General features: G+C 37.9%; 12 protein-coding genes. All 12 read right to left on the reverse strand.

Annotation, left to right across the window (positions count from 1 at the left end):
• Positions 1 to 260: 260 nt before the first annotated feature.
• The 12 genes from HNP81_RS04140 to HNP81_RS04195 all read right to left on the reverse strand — a co-directional run bounded on the left by HNP81_RS04140 (position 261) and on the right by HNP81_RS04195 (position 17417).
• Positions 261 to 1307, reverse strand: a complete 1047-nt coding sequence (locus tag HNP81_RS04140; RefSeq protein ID WP_028391939.1) for a LacI family DNA-binding transcriptional regulator — start codon at positions 1305 to 1307, stop codon at positions 261 to 263.
• A gap of 806 nt (positions 1308 to 2113) precedes the next feature.
• Positions 2114 to 3604 (reverse strand): UDP-glucose--hexose-1-phosphate uridylyltransferase, encoded by a 1491-nt coding sequence (gene galT, locus HNP81_RS04145; protein ID WP_182501660.1) that lies wholly within the window; start codon positions 3602 to 3604, stop codon positions 2114 to 2116.
• Positions 3605 to 3692: 88 nt separating this feature from the next.
• Positions 3693 to 4835: a glycosyltransferase family 4 protein gene (locus tag HNP81_RS04150; RefSeq protein ID WP_182501661.1), complete on the reverse strand. Its 1143-nt coding sequence runs from the start codon at positions 4833 to 4835 to the stop codon at positions 3693 to 3695.
• 81 nt (positions 4836 to 4916) lie between these two features.
• Positions 4917 to 5447: a phosphatase PAP2 family protein gene (locus HNP81_RS04155; protein WP_182501662.1), complete on the reverse strand. Its 531-nt coding sequence runs from the start codon at positions 5445 to 5447 to the stop codon at positions 4917 to 4919.
• Between the two features lie 12 nt (positions 5448 to 5459).
• Positions 5460 to 6791, reverse strand: a complete 1332-nt coding sequence (locus HNP81_RS04160; protein WP_182501663.1) for a UDP-glucose dehydrogenase family protein — start codon at positions 6789 to 6791, stop codon at positions 5460 to 5462.
• A gap of 485 nt (positions 6792 to 7276) precedes the next feature.
• Positions 7277 to 8455: an MFS transporter gene (locus HNP81_RS04165; RefSeq protein ID WP_182501664.1), complete on the reverse strand. Its 1179-nt coding sequence runs from the start codon at positions 8453 to 8455 to the stop codon at positions 7277 to 7279.
• 695 nt (positions 8456 to 9150) lie between these two features.
• The gene (locus HNP81_RS04170; protein ID WP_182501665.1) at positions 9151 to 9714 is read right to left on the reverse strand and encodes a TetR/AcrR family transcriptional regulator; all 564 of its coding nucleotides are present in this window, start codon (positions 9712 to 9714) and stop codon (positions 9151 to 9153) included.
• A 1081-nt stretch (positions 9715 to 10795) separates the two neighbouring features.
• Complete coding sequence (gene argH / locus HNP81_RS04175) at positions 10796 to 12280, reverse strand: argininosuccinate lyase (protein ID WP_182501666.1); 1485 nt, start codon at positions 12278 to 12280, stop codon at positions 10796 to 10798.
• A gap of 14 nt (positions 12281 to 12294) precedes the next feature.
• Positions 12295 to 13983 carry an ABC transporter permease gene (locus tag HNP81_RS04180; RefSeq protein ID WP_182501667.1) on the reverse strand — a complete coding sequence of 563 codons (1689 nt, stop codon included), beginning with the start codon at positions 13981 to 13983 and terminating at the stop codon, positions 12295 to 12297.
• Positions 13976 to 15082: an ABC transporter ATP-binding protein gene (locus tag HNP81_RS04185; RefSeq protein ID WP_182501668.1), complete on the reverse strand. Its 1107-nt coding sequence runs from the start codon at positions 15080 to 15082 to the stop codon at positions 13976 to 13978. The genes HNP81_RS04180 and HNP81_RS04185 overlap by 8 nt, the downstream gene beginning before the upstream one ends.
• 14 nt (positions 15083 to 15096) lie before the next feature.
• Entirely contained in the window at positions 15097 to 16191 is a 1095-nt protein-coding gene (locus HNP81_RS04190; protein WP_028391949.1) for an extracellular solute-binding protein, read from the reverse strand.
• Entirely contained in the window at positions 16188 to 17417 is a 1230-nt protein-coding gene (locus tag HNP81_RS04195; protein ID WP_034301142.1) for an ROK family transcriptional regulator, read from the reverse strand. The genes HNP81_RS04190 and HNP81_RS04195 overlap by 4 nt, the downstream gene beginning before the upstream one ends.
• Positions 17418 to 17583 lie beyond the last annotated feature (166 nt).

Below are 17583 nucleotides of genomic sequence, written 5' to 3' on the forward strand. Positions count from 1 at the left end.
TTTTTGCTAATACGGATGAAGTTAACATACAATAGAGATCTAGTTCATTTCTCTTATAGAGAATAGTAGAGATGGAAGAGTCGTTGATAAAGATCTATTCTGCCAAATAGATCTTTATCTATTTATATGACTTTTCCTCTCTTTCTTTATGCGTACAATATGACCCCTTAATGACTCTAGACAAACGAATTAATTTCTCCAGTTCCTCACCTCCTTAAAAGTTAAACATTTTCCCCAATCATGATCGATATAATGTAACCTTAAGAATCTAGTTTATTTTTAGCCCCGCAGCTATCGCGGATAACTAACTTAGTAGGGACAGTCACTTTCAGAGGAATTTCCCTCCCATTAATTCTGTCTAATAATAATTTCACTCCAACTCTTCCCAATTGCTCTGTATAAACCTTAACTGACGTTAATGGTACACTTGCAAATTTCGCCATTAGGATATCATTAAAGCTAACAATGGCAATATCTTCAGGCACTTTTAAATGTGCCTCTTGAATTGCGCGCAGTGCGCCAATCGCCATCGAATCACTTGCGATAAAAAAGGCTTCAGGTAGATTCCCCTTATGAATTGCTTCTTTCATCAACATGTATCCTTGCGTCATTGAATATTCGCCAATAAATACTTGATCTCTCCGAAAGATACCTTTCGATTTCATTATTTCTTCATATATCGTTAGACGCGTATCCCTAACCACTAAATTGTTATCTGAATCATCACTCTCACTTCCACCGATATAACCAATTTCCTTAAATCCTTGATTCAATAAGTGTTCCATAGCACTAGTGGTTGCTTTTCTAAAATCAATCATGACTGAATCGTAACTATCCTCATCTGGTGAGTAATTGATAAACACAATATTATTCAAAGTATCTTTTAGTCTATTTAAAAGACTCAGGTTCATACCACCAATCACAATCAAGCCATCTATATCTTCCATGATTTGCTCTTGATTTGAATCAGAAGACCGAATAATCTTGTTCGTATAAATTCCCTGATTTAAACACTCACTCTCTACACCTTGTCTAATAATAGAAAAGTATGGGTCGTCATCAACACCATCTTCTTCTTCTTCTAATGAACACGTTAAAATAATACCAATTCTAGGACTCCTTACGTTCTCAAGCTTTTGTTCATTTCTCCGCTTTCTCACTGTCGTATAGCCCAATTCTTTTGAAACTTCTACTATTCGGTTCCTCGTTTCATCTGTAACTAAAAGGGTAGGATCATTATTTAAAACTCTAGATACCGTTGCACTAGACACTTTTGCACGAACTGCAATATCTTTGATTGTTGCCATTTCAGACTCCTTCACTACATTCAGTAAACATCAAACTAGTATACCCACTAATTTTTACTGAATATTTACTTGTTAAGTAAATAATACCAACTATTTTAAGCGCTTTCAATAATTTTTTTAGAAAATTCTATCAATAATTTCTGAAAAATAGACATTTTTCTCTATTAATCATTACTTTATTTGAAAAACACCTGTTTATTTTTAGTGATATTCACTAAACCTTTATTCAATTAACTAAATAAAAAATCAATCCTCCGCTAAAGTTTTACTAATCTTTTCCCCTTTTCTCGTTAAACAAAGCGGCACTATCGTTCTTCATCGTTATTTTCTAGATAAACTACACTCTTTTTATATGTGAACGAGTTCTGTACATACTCCCACAAAAAAATAAGAGACTGTCCCAAAAAATCTGACCTCACACTACCTACCATTTATTTTGACATGTACACGTCATAAAATTGATACTGTAGATTCAGGGTCTGACCTTTTTTATAAGCAGTCTCGTATCAAACACTTATATTTATTCGTTTGAGCTTTTATTTAGGAACCGAAACGGTCGCTTCCTTAGTCACGATGTTGCCGGCATAATCGCTTACCGTGTAGGTAATCTTGTAAATTCGACCGTCTCCTTTACCTGATCGTTCCGCGCGCAAACTAAATTGTGAGTCACTCGTGTTAAGTTCCACATCTTGAATGTCATCCGTGGAGTTCCTGTCGCCCAACCGGAAAATATTTACTATAAGTCGTTGTGTTGGAATTCAATTTATTTTTCAATCCATTTATTCTATTAAAAGTTCTCTCGCCCACTAAATCAGATGAAGGAAACGACGAAATGCTTGTTGGCCTTCTTCATTCCGCTTAAAAACGCCAGCATCTTCTAGACATTTCAGGAATTTCTGTCCTACTTCAGTACATAGAGTCGTCCGAACGGTTGCTTGCGTCATTTGATTATCGAATCTTGCTTTTATCTCATTCGCCCAAGGCTGATGATAGTCTTGAATTACATTTGGTTCTCGTAATAAATATTTTTCCACTTCTAAGAGCTCTTGTTTCAAACGCGGTGGGAGAACTGCTAGACCTAAAACTTCTATCAAGCCGATATTTTCTTTTTTTATGTGATGAAGTTCTTCGTGAGGATGAAAAATTCCAAATGGAAACTCTGCTGTCGTTCGATTATTGCGAAGAACGAGATCCATCTCATAAACATCGTTTCGTTTTCTAGCAATCGGCGTGACACTATTGTGGCCGATTTTACATGAATAAGCCTCGATGTTAACAGTAGAATCACTATAGCCTTGCCAGATTTCGAAAATATGACTACTAGCGTCAATAAGATCAATCACATCCTTACCACTCAGCCTGATTACAGACATCGGCCATTTAACTGTTCTTGCATTTACAGATGGAAGACTAGGAATCTCGAAGACTAACTCATTTTCTGCTTTTTCTAGGGCAAATTCAAATTGTCCGCCTTGATAATGGTCATGACTAAAAATGGAACCACCTATGATTGGAAGATCAGCATTTGAGCCGATAAAATAATGGGGAAATTGATCAACAAACTCGAATAAACGCTGAAATGTTTCACGTCCCATTCTCATTTCACGATGTTCCCCAGAATAGACAATACAATGTTCTGGATAATAAGAATAAGGCGAGTAGTGGAAGTACCATGGCTCATCAGTCAATTGGAGCCGAATTAGTCTATGATTAGAACGAGCAGGATGATCCACTCTTCCAGAGTAGCCTTCGTTTTCAATACAAAGCATACATTTTGGGTATGTGGAAGGAAGAGATTTTTGTTCTCTTGCCCAAGCGATTTCCATCGGGTCTAGCTCAGGCTTGGACAGATTAATCGTTAGAGCTAGCTTGCCATATTCCGTTTCTACCGAAAACTGGATATTATTTTCATTCCGCTTCGATTGGATATAATGACTATCCTTACTGAGCTGATAGAAATAATCCGTTGCTCGTTTCGGATTTTGCTCATATTTTTCAAAAAAAAGCCGATTTAACTCGGATGGCTTAGGTAGAAAAATATCCATCATCTTAGCTGAGAGTATGTCTCTTTCCTCAATAAAATGACCAATAACCTTCGTCTTTACTGCATATTCTGTTAATTCATCAAGGAGATCTGAAATATCTTTTTCAACTGTCTCTACTTCGCTTTTATAAAAATCCTGTAACGCCAATAAATCCATGATTTTATTACGTGCATAAAGCTCATCTTCCTTGCCAAGCATTCCCGAAAGCATTGCTTTGTGCAATAGTTGCTGTATATTCGAATACACATCCATATTCCCATCCTCCAGCATGTCATCTAGGTTCTTGTGGTTAAAAACAGGAATCAGCCCCTTTAGAAGAACTAAAGGGCTGACTCCAAACTTAGGCGAATTTTTGTTGCTTTGGTTCTTCGATTACATGTGCATAGTGCCAAAGTAACTGATCAAATATCGCATCCCACTTTTGTGTAATCGCATAATTTCTGCCCTCTATTCCCATCCGCCCCCGTACTTGATCATGAGCGAGTAGATGCATGAGCGAGTCGGTAAATTGCTGCACATCCCCAGGTTGACATAAATGTCCGGTTACCCCTTCTTGAATAATATGTTTTACTCCTCCCGCATTCGCGGCAATTACGGGTGTACCGCTTGCAAGTGCTTCAAGAACAACATTGCCAAATGTTTCGGTTGGTGATGGAAAAACAAATACATCAGATGCAGAATACACTTCCGCTAAATTTCCACCTCTTAAATAGCCAGTAAACTTCATGTTTTCAGGTGCTTCAGCTTCAAGCTCATCTCGCATTGGACCGTCTCCTATGATTAACCATTGAATTTGCTCATTTATGTTTGCAGGAATGGATTTTGCGATGGCAAGGAGTGTCTTTACATCTTTCTCTGGAGCTAATCTGCCTACATAAGTAAGCAAGTATTTTTTTTGAATATCATATTGTTTGCGTACCGCTTTTTTTCCATAATGGGGGTGATAAAGATTGCAATCTACACCTCTCCCCCAAAGCTCTAAATTTGTAAACCGATGACGTTTTAACTTTTCTAACGTATCCTTTGAGGGAACAAAAATTTTTTTAAAAGGACGGTGAAACCAATTCATATATCGCCAAAGCAGTTTAGAGAGAAATTCCATGTTATAGAATTGTAAGTAATGATCAAAATCAGTATGATAGGAGCCGACTAATGGAATGTTTAGTTTTTTTGCATAGTAAGCACCGCAAAGCCCAATGTTAAATGGAGTAGCGACATGAATCAAATCTGGAGCGAAATCCTGTAATTCTGATTTGACTTGACTTAGATTGGGAAAAGCTAAACGACACTCAGGATACAAGAAAAAAGACAGACTTTTAAAACGATGAATATGACTCGTAACATAATCATCCGATTGTGATTTAGGTGCAAAGATTTTAAAAGAAATATTCTGTTCACTTAAATAATCCGTAAATCGTTTCAATGTTCGCGCAACACCGTTTATATCTGGATCAAAAGTATCTGTGAAAATAGCAATCTTCATAAGATTCCTCCTCATTAGAAAAGTGTAAGAACCGATTCAAGACAAGGATAATTCTGGTGCTTCTTCCCTCTCGGCTCTACATTACACACTTAGTAAGTAATAGGAAAGACTCCCTACAAATGACCCGAGTATCGCCCCTGCCAAAACATCTGAAGGATAATGAAGACCTAAATAAATTCGTGATAAGCCTACTAGAATGCCTAATGGAATTAAGATCAGCGCAATAACTGGTATAAAAAGAATATTAGGTATAATAACAGAGAAAATCGACGTAGTATGACCGGATGGAAAAGAATGATCTTGCAACGGATTCGAATGATAATTTGTTTTTTCTACGATTAAATACGGTCTTTTTCTTGGGAAAAGCTTCTTAACAATATGAACAGGTATATGACTTACAGCTAAAGCAAGTGCGCTCGAAATGGCGGTCATTCTTGCAACACCTGACGAAAAAATAATCAAAATCAGTACGGTCGCAATTGTGCATGTTGCTCCGCCAATATGGGTAATATGTCTGAAAAAAAGATTTAAATGTCTGTTCTCAAAATGTCGATTAATTTTCTGAAATAATCGACATTCGAAGTTATAAAAGGTAAGTAACAATCTCGCCATCGTCTGCCCCCATTAATAGGTCGTACTTTTCTTATATTCATTAATAACAATCGGTCTTCCAATTGAAATATACGTCATCGGATGTTTTCGAATCTCTTTAAGTGAATAACAATTTCGTCCATCTATGACGATCGGATTTTTCATATATAATTCATAAGAATCTAATGAAAGTTGCTTAATTTCTTCCCATTCCGTTGCAATAATAGCTACGTCTGCATGTAAGAGGGCAAGCCGAATATCCTGTGTATATTCAATTGTGTTCCCTAAAACATGTTGGGCATTTGGAATCGCAATCGGGTCATAGGCTGTAATGATTGCCCCCTCTTTCAGTAATTCCTTTACAATGACTAAAGAGGCAGCTTCTCTGACATCATCCGTATTTGGCTTAAACGAAAGACCGAGCAGCGCTACCTTCTTGCCTTTTAATGAGCCGATTAATTCCTTAGCCTTTACAACTGGAAGTGAAGCTTGACGTGTGTTCACTTCAATAACAGCCTGTAAAAGATCAAAGGAGTGTTGCATATTTCCAGCGAGCTGAACAAGTGCTTTCGTATCTTTTGGAAAGCAAGACCCACCATAACCAATACCTGCTTGGAGAAAATAAGGTCCAATCCGCTCGTCTTTTCCAATCCCCTTTGTTACTTCATCTATATTCGCACCAACTTTCTCACAAATCGTAGCAATTTCATTGATAAAGCTAATTTTTGTTGCAAGAAATGCATTGGCTGCGTATTTAATCATTTCTGCACTCTTTATATCTGTTTTTATAATCGGAATGCCTAGCGGAAGATAGATTTGCTCAATTGTGGTTGCTGCCTTTGAACAATTCGTACCAATCACGATACGGTCTCCGTAAAAAAAATCGACAACCGCAGATCCTTCTCTAAGAAACTCAGGATTGGCGACCACCTCAGCATGGAGATTTACAGGTTTTTGACGTTGAATGATCTCAGCTATTTGATCGTTTGTTCCTACAGGAACTGTGCTCTTTGTACAAATAATGACATCATGCTTCATAAAATGGGCGATCGAATGGGCGACCTCACATACATATGTTAAATTCGCTGTACCATCTTGTTGCTCTGGTGTTCCTACCGCAATAAAAATAATCTCAGCATCTTCGTAGGCGTATTGTGGGTTAGTTGTAAAATGCAAATTGCCACACTGCAAGTTTTTTTCAAGAAGATCTTCTAATCCAGGTTCATATATTGGCGAACGACCAGATTGCAACATGGCAATTTTCTCTTCTTGAATATCTGAGCATATGACCCGATGACCTAATTCAGCTAAACAAACACCTGTAACCAACCCAACATAGCCTGATCCAGCAACAGTAATATTCATCCAATGCCCTCCTATAAAGTGACACTTCTATCAGTTGTTTTTTTCATCCCCCACCTACTTTTTCTTGATTCTCCCACAAAAATTAAGGTGGGGGTCTTACTGCCTGTTAATCCGGGATAAAAGTTTACTCTCCTTTATTTTATTAAAGAAAGTCCAATCTTTTCTTATACTGGCGTTAAGAGATTGTAAATATTTTGTAATATTTCAAAAACATGCAGATTTAGCCATAACTAATTGGGGTGATTTACGAGCTCTTTTCTGAATTTTGAGTTTGGCGCGCAAATCGCAAATCCGGTTTGTAAAGAGTTATTTCCAGCGTATAATTCTTAATTCTCGCGCGATTTATGCTTATTCTCGCTCAAATCTTGAGCAATGAATTGTAGTGCGAAAGAAGCAAGAGTTGTTTAGCGTAACGTAATTGGGATGAATAAGAAAAAACCGAGGCTGTCCCCTAATTAGGACAACCTCGGCCTTTTACATAATATTCAATGATTAATCACTTTCATTTTTCGAATTCCAATAAGATAAATCACCAAAATCAGAACCATGAAAATAGCAGAGTAACTGAAAGTCATGCCATAACCGACATAGCCAACGACACTGCCAAGTCCAATTGAGCCGACCGCCATTCCAAGATCCATAAAAATTAACAACATGGAATTAGCTGTCGCGTTTTTTTCCGGTGGGACCAGGCTTAACCCCCAAGCTTGAGTAGTTGGCTGAATCACGGCATAAGCGACGCCAAAAAAGAAACCACTGACTAATACCAGACCAATATGATGTGATATCCCTAATAAAATTAAGCCAATCGCACCAGATATTGTCGCTGGTATCATTAATATTTTATGACCGAACCGATCAAAGATTTTCCCCGAAAAGATTCTGACGATAATCATCGTAATCGCCTGAATAGTAAAAAACTGCGAAATACTGCCGCCAATATTCGTCTCTTTCCCTAGTGCCCCCATAAAGTTAACAGTTCCTGCGATCGCCATGTAGTCTAATGCGACGATAATACTTGGAAGCAGTACGCGACGATCAAACATATATTTGTAGAACGGCTCACTAGACGTTTTCTTTTTGACTGGCTTCTCTTTTTTGATATTTTTGATAAATAAACTGCCCATAAATGAAAGGAGTATAAGTGAAAGGATAACAAACAGCAACGATTGAAAGGAAAAATGACCGAGTAAGGATATTGCAAGCATATTCCCTACTGTCAAGCCAATGCTTGTTGCCATTGCAAAAAACACGAGTCCTTCCCCTAAACGTGTACTTGGTACGAGACTGCTCGATAATGTAAAAAGTAAAACCGTAATAACAGAAAAACCAATACCTTGTAGGACTCGAATGAAAAGCAAATACCCAATGGAATCATTCAGGAAGCTTAACCCGATCGTACCCATGAAATACACAAGAGAAATAAGCAACAGGACCTTCATATTCAGTTTCTGAATAAATATTCCTGATACAAAGCGAGTAACAAGTGACGCTATCATAAAAGCGGTCGTCATCGATCCAGCTAAGGTCGGTTTATTACTAATCTCTGTAATATGTATCGAAAACCCTGCTGTCAGCATATAAAAGCCAATAAATAGAATAAGTGTCGATAGTACAATTGTTGTGTATTGCCTCGTCCATAATTTTTCTTTTACAACATTCATGACCATTCCCCTTATTTATCCAGTCTTTTTCATATGTAGTCACTCCTTTTTTTATTTTGTCTAAAACATCTTTTTCTATTCCAATTATCCAATAAAGTGAAACTTCTATTAATGTTCTCTTCATTCCCAGTGATTTGAAATTTCATATTAGATTACTCACTATTTTTTTGCATAGCATCTAAACTTTTGAATTTTTAATGTTTTATCATAATAAAGTTAATTAATTTGCTTTTATATAAACACTTTTAACATCGTCCAATAAATTGAACAGTGTTAAAAGTACCCTCAAATCCCGTTGGCTTTACAAAACTGATAAAGGCTCTTTCACTTTACGGAAGTTAAATTCATAAGTATTATCTATCCAATTTGTCATGTCATCATCACTATGATCTAGCTATTTAAAAAGTAGATAAGGTAACCTAATACTAGGTTACTTTATCTACTTTTTAGCACTTACATATCAAAATCTCTATTCATTGCAATCATTGAATCTATTAATCATAAAAAGCTATTCCCCCGTAAAGACAATTGGGTGGTACTAAAATACCTAATGTTAAAAATAACCTCTTGCTAACCACTGAATAATTGACTTCATTCTCCTAAGGCAATATTTAATGCTGTTTCACTAAAAAGTCCAACAAATCCAACCACTAATAGAGCAGCCATTATTGGGCCAGTTTTGATGGTTGATTCACTTATATAAAACCCTTTAATAGATTTGGTAATCCCTGCGAAATAATTTTTAGTGGTTCACTTGTTTTTCGGGTTAAACAAAGCATAATTCCACCCTCGATAGTAGCTGTCATCATTAGAGCAATTGAATGAGCAGTTTCTTTCGAAAACCCATCTGCTACTAACTTTTTCGAATAAATCCCTTGCATCTTAGTGTAAAGGTCCGAACAGGCATTACGGACTGGTTCACTTAGTGATGCCATTTCACTAACGATGCTGCTAAATGTATAACCAGTAATTGTACCTTCTCGATCAAGATTGGCTACTAATTTCTCAATCATCGCATGAAGGGCTTCCATCGTCGTTTGACATCGTTCGAAAATTACCTCGATGTCCGTAGTAATCGCTTCATCCATATTTTTAAGACAAGCGATGAGTAATTCTTCTTTTCCATTCGGAAAATGATGATAGAGCGCACCTTTTGTAATATTACATACTTTTAAGATTTCATTTACTCCTACGCCCTTATATCCTTTTTGCTGAAAAAGATTTGTCGCGATTTCAATCATCTGCGATTTAGTATCCATTTCCGTAGTACACCTCCACATACCAACCGTTCTGTTTTAAACTATATCAAAAAAAATTCTATAAATCAAAACTTTTTTCACTCGCTACAGTATTAGTTTTCACAATTTAGACACAATTAATCTCCCCAAAAATACTCTTTCCTTCTACCATTCCTCTCCCCCTCAAACCCTAATCCCTCATGCTACCTTATTAGTCAAGCTTTATCCCAAAGCAACAAGAAGAGCGTTAATCCTATTAGGTTAACGCTTAATACTGCGACGTTAGCCTCCAAGAGCCACGTGGAGAATGCGCGCAGTATATGAAATAGTTGGAGTTTAACATATCCTCCTCTATTGAAGTACACCTTCATGTTGCCTATAGTATCCAAATTTATTCCAATCATCCATTATAGTTCTCTCAAGTGGTTTTAAATCCTACGAATTAGCGAGCATTCACTAGTAATATGTATCTTTCCGATGGGTTACGTACGAACCTTCACAATAATACTTCTCTATTAATAGATTAGGAAATCTGGAATTTTTAATAAAATTCTCATAAATAAGAGAGTTCAAAACTATAGGTTAAAAATGCTAGCCATCATAAATTACATGAAGGCTAGCTAAAGAATAGCAGCGTTATACGTTAGAAAATTCTTACCTCATTTCCTTTTTTCCAAGGTCATGCTACAAATCGTTATATTTATGTATATAAATAAAGCTTCTACACCACTCAAAATCTACCATACAAAATCACTCCATTATTTTTCGTAATTCTATGAGCCTATTCCGAAAAAAGTCAGCTACTTATACACTCTACTCAGTTACACACTTCTAAATCAACAGTGTTAATATCTATCTTAATTCTTTACTCTCCAGTATTCCATATTAGAACAACTTGCACCCTCATAGCAATTATCCCTAAGATCATTTTAACGATGTGGTTTATGTCCTCTTAACCTATATATTCAATGTCTAAATAACAAATTTAATTGTACGAAAAAAAAAGGATCTATGCTCATATATTGAACATAATATCCTCTTATTAGTTTAGTCTGTTTACTATTTTTTTATCGACTTTATTTAATGAGCCCCTTGATTTAACTCAATGCGCCAATAAAGCTTTTCTTCTTTCCCCTAATTCTCGAACGATTTTCTCATATTCCACCAACTGTTGATTCAGTTTTTGTTCTCGACTGACAATCATTCGCTTAACTTCTTTCGGACTTGGTCCACCTTGAATCTTTCTAATTTCGACAAAGTATTCAGGGGAGATGATTTTCTGCCATTCGTCTTCGCTAATATGTACGGCAATAAATTCAGCCATCATCTTGTTGATATCTTGTGAATCCCAGTCAGTTAATTCCTTCCCTTCACATATCGATTGTTTGGCAATATGGCTCGCTATCGAATGAGCTTTTCGAAAAGAAACTCCATATTCACGAGAAAGCGTATCCGCTAATTCGGTGATGGTAATACTGGATTTTGTGGCCATTTTCTTTGCATGCTCTTCATTCACTTTCAATGTCGCAATCACAGCATACATCAGCTTCATTACTCGGCCGGCTTTCGTAAACGCACGATATAAATGTGGCTGCAGATCATCTTCCGTATCAACGATATCTCCAAACGGCGTATTATGCACCATTTGAATGGCGCTAAGAGCGTCACCGTAGCTACTACTCGCAATCGAGCGGGCATGTTCAATCGAAACGGGGTTTCTTTTTTGTGGCATAATGCTACTCGTTTGGACGTATGGATCAGCCACATAAAAAGTCGCAAACTCCCTTGTCACAAGTTGCAGGAAGTCTTGAATCCATCTTCCCGTATTCACCATACATGTTATGATCGCGGTTGCTGTTTCTAGTAAATAATCAGCGCCTGCGATCGAGTCATACGAGTTTTCTACAAGCCCATCAAACCCGAGCAAAAAAGCGGTGCGATCGCGGTTAATTGGAAATCCAGTTGTCGTTAAAGCAGCCGCACCTAATGGAGATTGATTCACTGTTTTAAAGGCAGACCATAATCTCTCTCTATCTCTTTGGAGCACATCATAAATCGCGAGAAAATAATGAGCTAATGTCGTCGGTTGAGCGGGCTGCGTATGCGTGTAGCCTGTTATATACGTTTCTGTATGCTCCTTTGCCTGGCTTAATAATGCCTCACTCAATTGAGTAGTGCACTCGATCAATTGGAGCAGATGACCGCGTAAAACGAGTCGATACATCGCAACACCCATATCATTTCTGCTACGGCCAATATGAATCTTTCCTGCCAGTTCATGACCGATCTCTTCTCCAATCTTTGCTTCCATCATGAAAAATAAATCTTCAAATTGTGGCTCGTAAGATACTAAGGTGAGGTCAATTTCGGCCACCTTTCGAATGCCAGCCAACATACGATTTGCTTCCTCTTCTTTAATAATCTTTTGTTCACAAAGCATTATGACATGCGCCCGATGAATATCGAACATGACATGAAATAAGTAATCTCGTTGGTCATTAAAAACCGGCTTTAACAACTGCTCCACATAGGTTTTCCCCGGAAATACACTGCCTTCATTTTTGATAAATTCATCCAACTTACTCATCTTTGCACCACCATTTATAAGGCTTTTTCTGCTTTAATTCCAAAAAATTTATTCGAAATAAAGAGGACAATCACAATTAGCGTAATCTGAATCATGCCGTAAGCAGCGGCTTGCCCCATATTGAACATGCGAAGTTGATTCATTATTTCAATTGATATCGGTCGATTGGAGATTGTATACAGAAGGACAGACGTTGGAAATTCGCCAACTGACTCAATAAACGCTAATAATGTACCGGATAAAACACCAGGCATGATAATTGGCAAGATCACTTTTCTAAACGTATAAAACCATTTGGCTCCTAAATTTCTGGCTGCCTCCTCAATAGAATCATCCAGCTGTTCTAACACCGCATTCGTCGAACGGACAACGAGTGGAATATGCCGAATGAAATAGGCAAGTGGCAAAATCCAAAATGTACCGACTAAAATTTGTCCGAAAGAAAAAACGTTCGGTTCATTAAAAGCAAATACTAGATTCATCCCAATAACAGTCGCCGGCAATGCCCACGGAATCATAACGAGAATATCAACAAAGCTTTTGCCTACGAATTTCCGTTTGACTAATAAATAGGAAGCGATTACTCCAAAAACCAAATTTCCTACCGTAGCAATCACGGCCATGATTAAACTGTTTTTTAGAGGTTTGAATATATTAGGATCTGCAAATAAAAGCCGATAATTTTCCAGATTAAAAACGGACGGGTACGTTTGCCATGTCCATGTTCCATCCGGTACAAGCGAAAGCAATAAAATCGTAAAATGCGGCAAAAGCAGGATCAATACACCGATCATGCCAAAGCCAACCATTAGCCATTTCATGAACGGATTTTTCACTTCACTTCTATGCGCACCAATGCCTTTTGTAGCCATTCGGTAATCTTTCCGATTTTGATACCAGCGCATGAACAATAAAAATGAAATCGAAACAATCGAGAGTATGACCGATTGCGTCGCCGCAATTTCCATATCACCATTTATTTTCGAAAAATATATTTGTAGGCTCAAAACCCGATATCCGCCCGCTAATAGGAACGGAGCACTGAATGAAGCCATTGAAATCATAAATACAAGCAAAGATGCGGCAACGATAGCAGGTGTTAATAATGGGAATGTCACCTTCCAAAACACTTTAATCCGATTGGCACCTAAGTTGTACGCAGCCTCTTCTAAGGAAGGGTCGATTTTATTAATCGCCGCTGAAACGGTCATATAAAAATACACATACATCGTATACGCATGCACTATCAAAATTCCGGAAACGCCGCCAATTTTAAACGGAACTTTTTCAAGACCCAATAAATCTTTTATGGCGTTCGGAATCAATCCAGATTCACCATATAAAAACATAAACGCCATAACGCCTACTAGAGATGGCAAAACGATTGGCAAAATCGCAGCTGTTGAAAAGAAACTTCTACCCGGAAAATCGTAGCGGTTAAAAATAATCGCAAGTGGAATCCCGATTAAAGCACTGAAGAATACACTCAAAATCGATATATACACTGAGTTCCAAAGTGCTAACAAGTTGGTTTTTGATTCTTGTACAAAGAAATCTTGATAGTTTCCGAGTGAAATCGATCCGTCTGATTGTAAGCTTTCGAAAAAGGTTCGTAAAGAAGGATAGAGGACATACGCAACAAGCACAAAAACGACTGGGATCAAAAGCCAAATCGTTAATCTCGTATCACGGTTTTTAAACATTGACTTCACCGCTTATGACTGGGAGTAGGCGAAGTTGTTTTTCAGGAAGTTCTACATACACGTCCTTCCCTTGATAATAATGGCCGAATTCATGCGTATTCAACACATCCACCTTTAGTGATACATGATCAATCTGTACCATCAAATTGACAATCGATCCAAGAAATTGGACGGCTGCAATTTTCCCTTTCAAGACATTCGTTCCAGTTTCTACTGTATCAAGAATTCGAATCGCCTCAGGTCGAATCGAAACAGCCAGATTCCCTTTATTTAACTCATCTTCATTCGTATGATTATGGACAATAAGTTTTACCGGTTCCCCATCATTTTTTAACGTAACCGCTATATCCTCTTGCTCGACATGATCGACTTGTACAGGCAATAGATTAATTTCGCCGATAAAGCTTGCTACGAAATCATTGGCAGGTTGATTATAAATTTCTGCAGGAGTTCCTACCTGATGACAGACCCCATAGTTAAAAACTGCAATTCGATCACTCATCGATAACGCCTCTGCCTGATCATGTGTCACATAAATGGTCGTAATCTTATAATCTCGCTGCAACCGTAAAATTTCTGCTCTCATTTCATCGCGAAGTTTCGCATCTAAATTACTTAACGGCTCATCTAATAATAAGATTTCTGGTTCGATAGCGAGTGCTCTGGCGAGAGCTACCCGCTGCTGCTGACCTCCACTCAACTGGCTCACTTGCCGATCCGAATATTTCTCTAGCCTCACTTTACGTAGCACTTCCAGCACTTTCAACTTTACGTCAGCTGAAGAAACTTTTCTCACTTTTAAGCCGAATGCTACATTTTCAAATACTGTCATGTGAGGAAAAAGAGCATAGTTTTGAAAAACCATGCCCGTATTTCGTTTCTCTGGAGGTACACGCGTCATATCTTTTTCGCCAAATCGGACAACACCCTTTGTTGGATAATAAAACCCAGCAATCATTCGAAGGGTTGTCGTTTTCCCACAGCCACTCGGACCTAGAAAGGTAAAGAACTCACCGTCTTTTATTTCCAGATTCAACTGGTCAATAGCTATCGTTTTTCCGAAGGCTTTTTGGACATTCTCTATTTGTATCGACGCCATCAAACGACACTTCCTTATTCTTTAATTTCCTTATCTCCGCTCTTGATGTTTTCATCCCAATACTTCATCCACTCGTCGCCTTTTTCTTGGAAAACGTTCCAGTCTATATCCATTGCTTTAATTTCTGTATTCGTAATCCAGTCAGGTAAGTCCGTCACATCACTTCTTGTTGGAATTCGGTAAAACTCCTCTGCTAAGATTTTCGCAGCTTCTGGTGTGTTAACAAACTCATAAAAGGCTTCTGCCGCTTTTGGATGTTTGGCACCTTCAACAATGGCAATCCCTTCCGTCAATACTGGTGTCCCACTTTCAGGAATCACAAACTCAAACGGATAGTTTTTATTTTCCTTCAACATGACAACATCCGGCATCGCCCAAACTGACAACGCCCCTTCTCCTTTAGCTACTTTGTTATACATCATTTCCGGGTTAGCAGAATATTCTTTCGTGTTTTGGTCAAGCTTCGTCAGCCATTCGTAGCCAGCTTTTGGATCATTCGTATCTTTGTACGTACGATAAATCATAGCAGAAAAGATCGTCCTCATCGTTCCAGATGCGAGCGGATAGCGGATGATAACTTCATCTTTCCACTTCGGATCAAGCAGCTCATCCCAATCTTTCGGAACTTCGTCTTTGGATAATTCTTTACTGTTATACATAATAACTTCTGGAGTCTGGCTCGTACCGGTCCAATACCAGTCTGGATCACGGAATCCTTCATCAAGACTAGCAGAATAAGTAGGTTGATAGGCAGCTAGCAAGCCATCATCCTTTGCTTGGTTAAAATTCGTGGATGGGGCTCCCCACCAAACATCGGCCTGGGGATTATTCTTCTCTGATCGCACACGGTCGAGAATTTCCTGTGACCCCATATCAAGCCACTCTACATCGATTTCATATTTTTCTTCAAATTGCTTTTCAAATTTGGATAGTATGTCTTTTCCATGTGGTGAATATACAACAATCTTATCTTCCAATGCATTTTTTTCCTTTGCTCCGTCTGTATTCGAGTTTGTCTTCGTGTTTGTATCTGTACTACTACATCCAGAAATGAATAACGCGGCAGATAATGTCAACACGGAAACCATCGACTTTTTCTTGTTTTTCATAAAAAATCCCCCTCATCATGAACATTCAAAATACTCTCATACTCTCTTAAAAATAGGGAAACAGCTCCTAAGACTCCTGCATTTTCACCAAGCTTTGAAGTTGTTAGTTCTACTAAACTCGGCAGATAATGATCTACTATTTCCTGAATTCTAGGTACAATGTATGCAGCTGAATTTAATACACCACCTCCTAAAATTACAATCTCTGGATTTAGTAAACTCGTTGCATTTACAATTGCGTATGCTAAATGTTCAATTGCTTCATTAATAATTGCAATCGCTGCAACGTCTCCCTTTTTTGCGAATAAAAAGGCTTCTTCACCTGCTAGTTCAGAGCTCCTCGCCAGTTCATATAAGGCATGTTCTGGGTTTGCTTGGACAGCTTTGGTAAATTGAGCACCAATCGATTTCCCGCCCGCGACACTTTCCAAATAGCCATAGCGGTGGAATATCGGCTTGAATTCACGTTTCATATCTTCTTTGTTGGTTACCATATAACCCATTTCTCCAGCTGCACTTGAAGCTCCTCTAAATAATTGGTTATTCAGGATAATACCGCTGCCAATTCCTGTACCAACCGCAATAAACAGTACATTTCGCTTATTCTTTGCGTTCCCCAACCACTGCTCACCGAGAGCCGCCACATTGACATCATTGTCGATATAAATAGGAAAATCAAAGTAGCGTTTTGCTTCGGCGATAAACGGATACTGAATCCACCCTAAGCTCGGTGCCTCCATGACTAAGCCACTTTTCGTTTCCGTGATCCCTGGAATGCCTACTCCCATTCCTAAAATTCGCTCTTTGGCAATCTGATTCTTTGCAAGCAATCGATCCGTTTCAATCGCCATTTGCTTAAGAAGACCTGTTTGCAAATACGCAGTTGTAGAAAAACTCGTTTCAGCAAGGATGTTGCCATTTAGATCACATAATACAATTTTCACTTTCGTACCACCAATATCTGCCCCGATAATAAAAGCTTTACGTTCATTAAAAAAGAGCTGAATCGGTCGCCTTCCACCTTGTGCAGATGATTCACCAATGCCTTTCTCAACGACCCATGATTCATAGATGAGTTCATCAACTAGCTGCGAAACAGTCGGTTTACTTAAACCAAGCATACTTGCAATCTCTGCCCTCGAAATCGGCGAACATCCTTTTATACATTGAATAATTCTTTTTTTATTAACAAATTTTAGGTGACTTGGTGTTCGTTTAAAACTCATTACATCACGGCCTTACCTATTTAGTTAGTCAATCTTCCTAATTTACTAAAATATACCTGATAAGGATAATATACACAAGTAATTTTTATAATATTTTAAATAATCTGTTTTTAATAGTTATTTCGTATGATTTACAATTATAACCATCCGTGCTATTTATTTAGAT

This window comes from Peribacillus huizhouensis, assembly GCF_014138605.1.
Taxonomy (GTDB): Bacteria; Bacillota; Bacilli; order Bacillales; family DSM-1321; genus Peribacillus; species Peribacillus huizhouensis.

Bases quoted from the DNA above. Each gene is read 5' to 3' on its own strand.
- argH (WP_182501666.1), bottom strand. From the start codon at position 12,280: ATGAGTAAGTTGGATGAATTTATCAAAAATGAAGGCAGTGTATTTCCG.
- HNP81_RS04160 (WP_182501663.1), bottom strand. From the start codon at position 6,791: ATGAATATTACTGTTGCTGGATCAGGCTATGTTGGGTTGGTTACAGGT.
- HNP81_RS04190 (WP_028391949.1), bottom strand. From the start codon at position 16,191: ATGAAAAACAAGAAAAAGTCGATGGTTTCCGTGTTGACATTATCTGCC.
- HNP81_RS04180 (WP_182501667.1), bottom strand. From the start codon at position 13,983: ATGTTTAAAAACCGTGATACGAGATTAACGATTTGGCTTTTGATCCCA.
- HNP81_RS04195 (WP_034301142.1), bottom strand. From the start codon at position 17,417: ATGAGTTTTAAACGAACACCAAGTCACCTAAAATTTGTTAATAAAAAA.
- HNP81_RS04170 (WP_182501665.1), bottom strand. From the start codon at position 9,714: ATGGATACTAAATCGCAGATGATTGAAATCGCGACAAATCTTTTTCAG.
- HNP81_RS04140 (WP_028391939.1), bottom strand. From the start codon at position 1,307: ATGGCAACAATCAAAGATATTGCAGTTCGTGCAAAAGTGTCTAGTGCA.
- HNP81_RS04150 (WP_182501661.1), bottom strand. From the start codon at position 4,835: ATGAAGATTGCTATTTTCACAGATACTTTTGATCCAGATATAAACGGT.
- galT (WP_182501660.1), bottom strand. From the start codon at position 3,604: ATGGATGTGTATTCGAATATACAGCAACTATTGCACAAAGCAATGCTT.
- HNP81_RS04185 (WP_182501668.1), bottom strand. From the start codon at position 15,082: ATGGCGTCGATACAAATAGAGAATGTCCAAAAAGCCTTCGGAAAAACG.
- HNP81_RS04165 (WP_182501664.1), bottom strand. From the start codon at position 8,455: ATGAATGTTGTAAAAGAAAAATTATGGACGAGGCAATACACAACAATT.
- HNP81_RS04155 (WP_182501662.1), bottom strand. From the start codon at position 5,447: ATGGCGAGATTGTTACTTACCTTTTATAACTTCGAATGTCGATTATTT.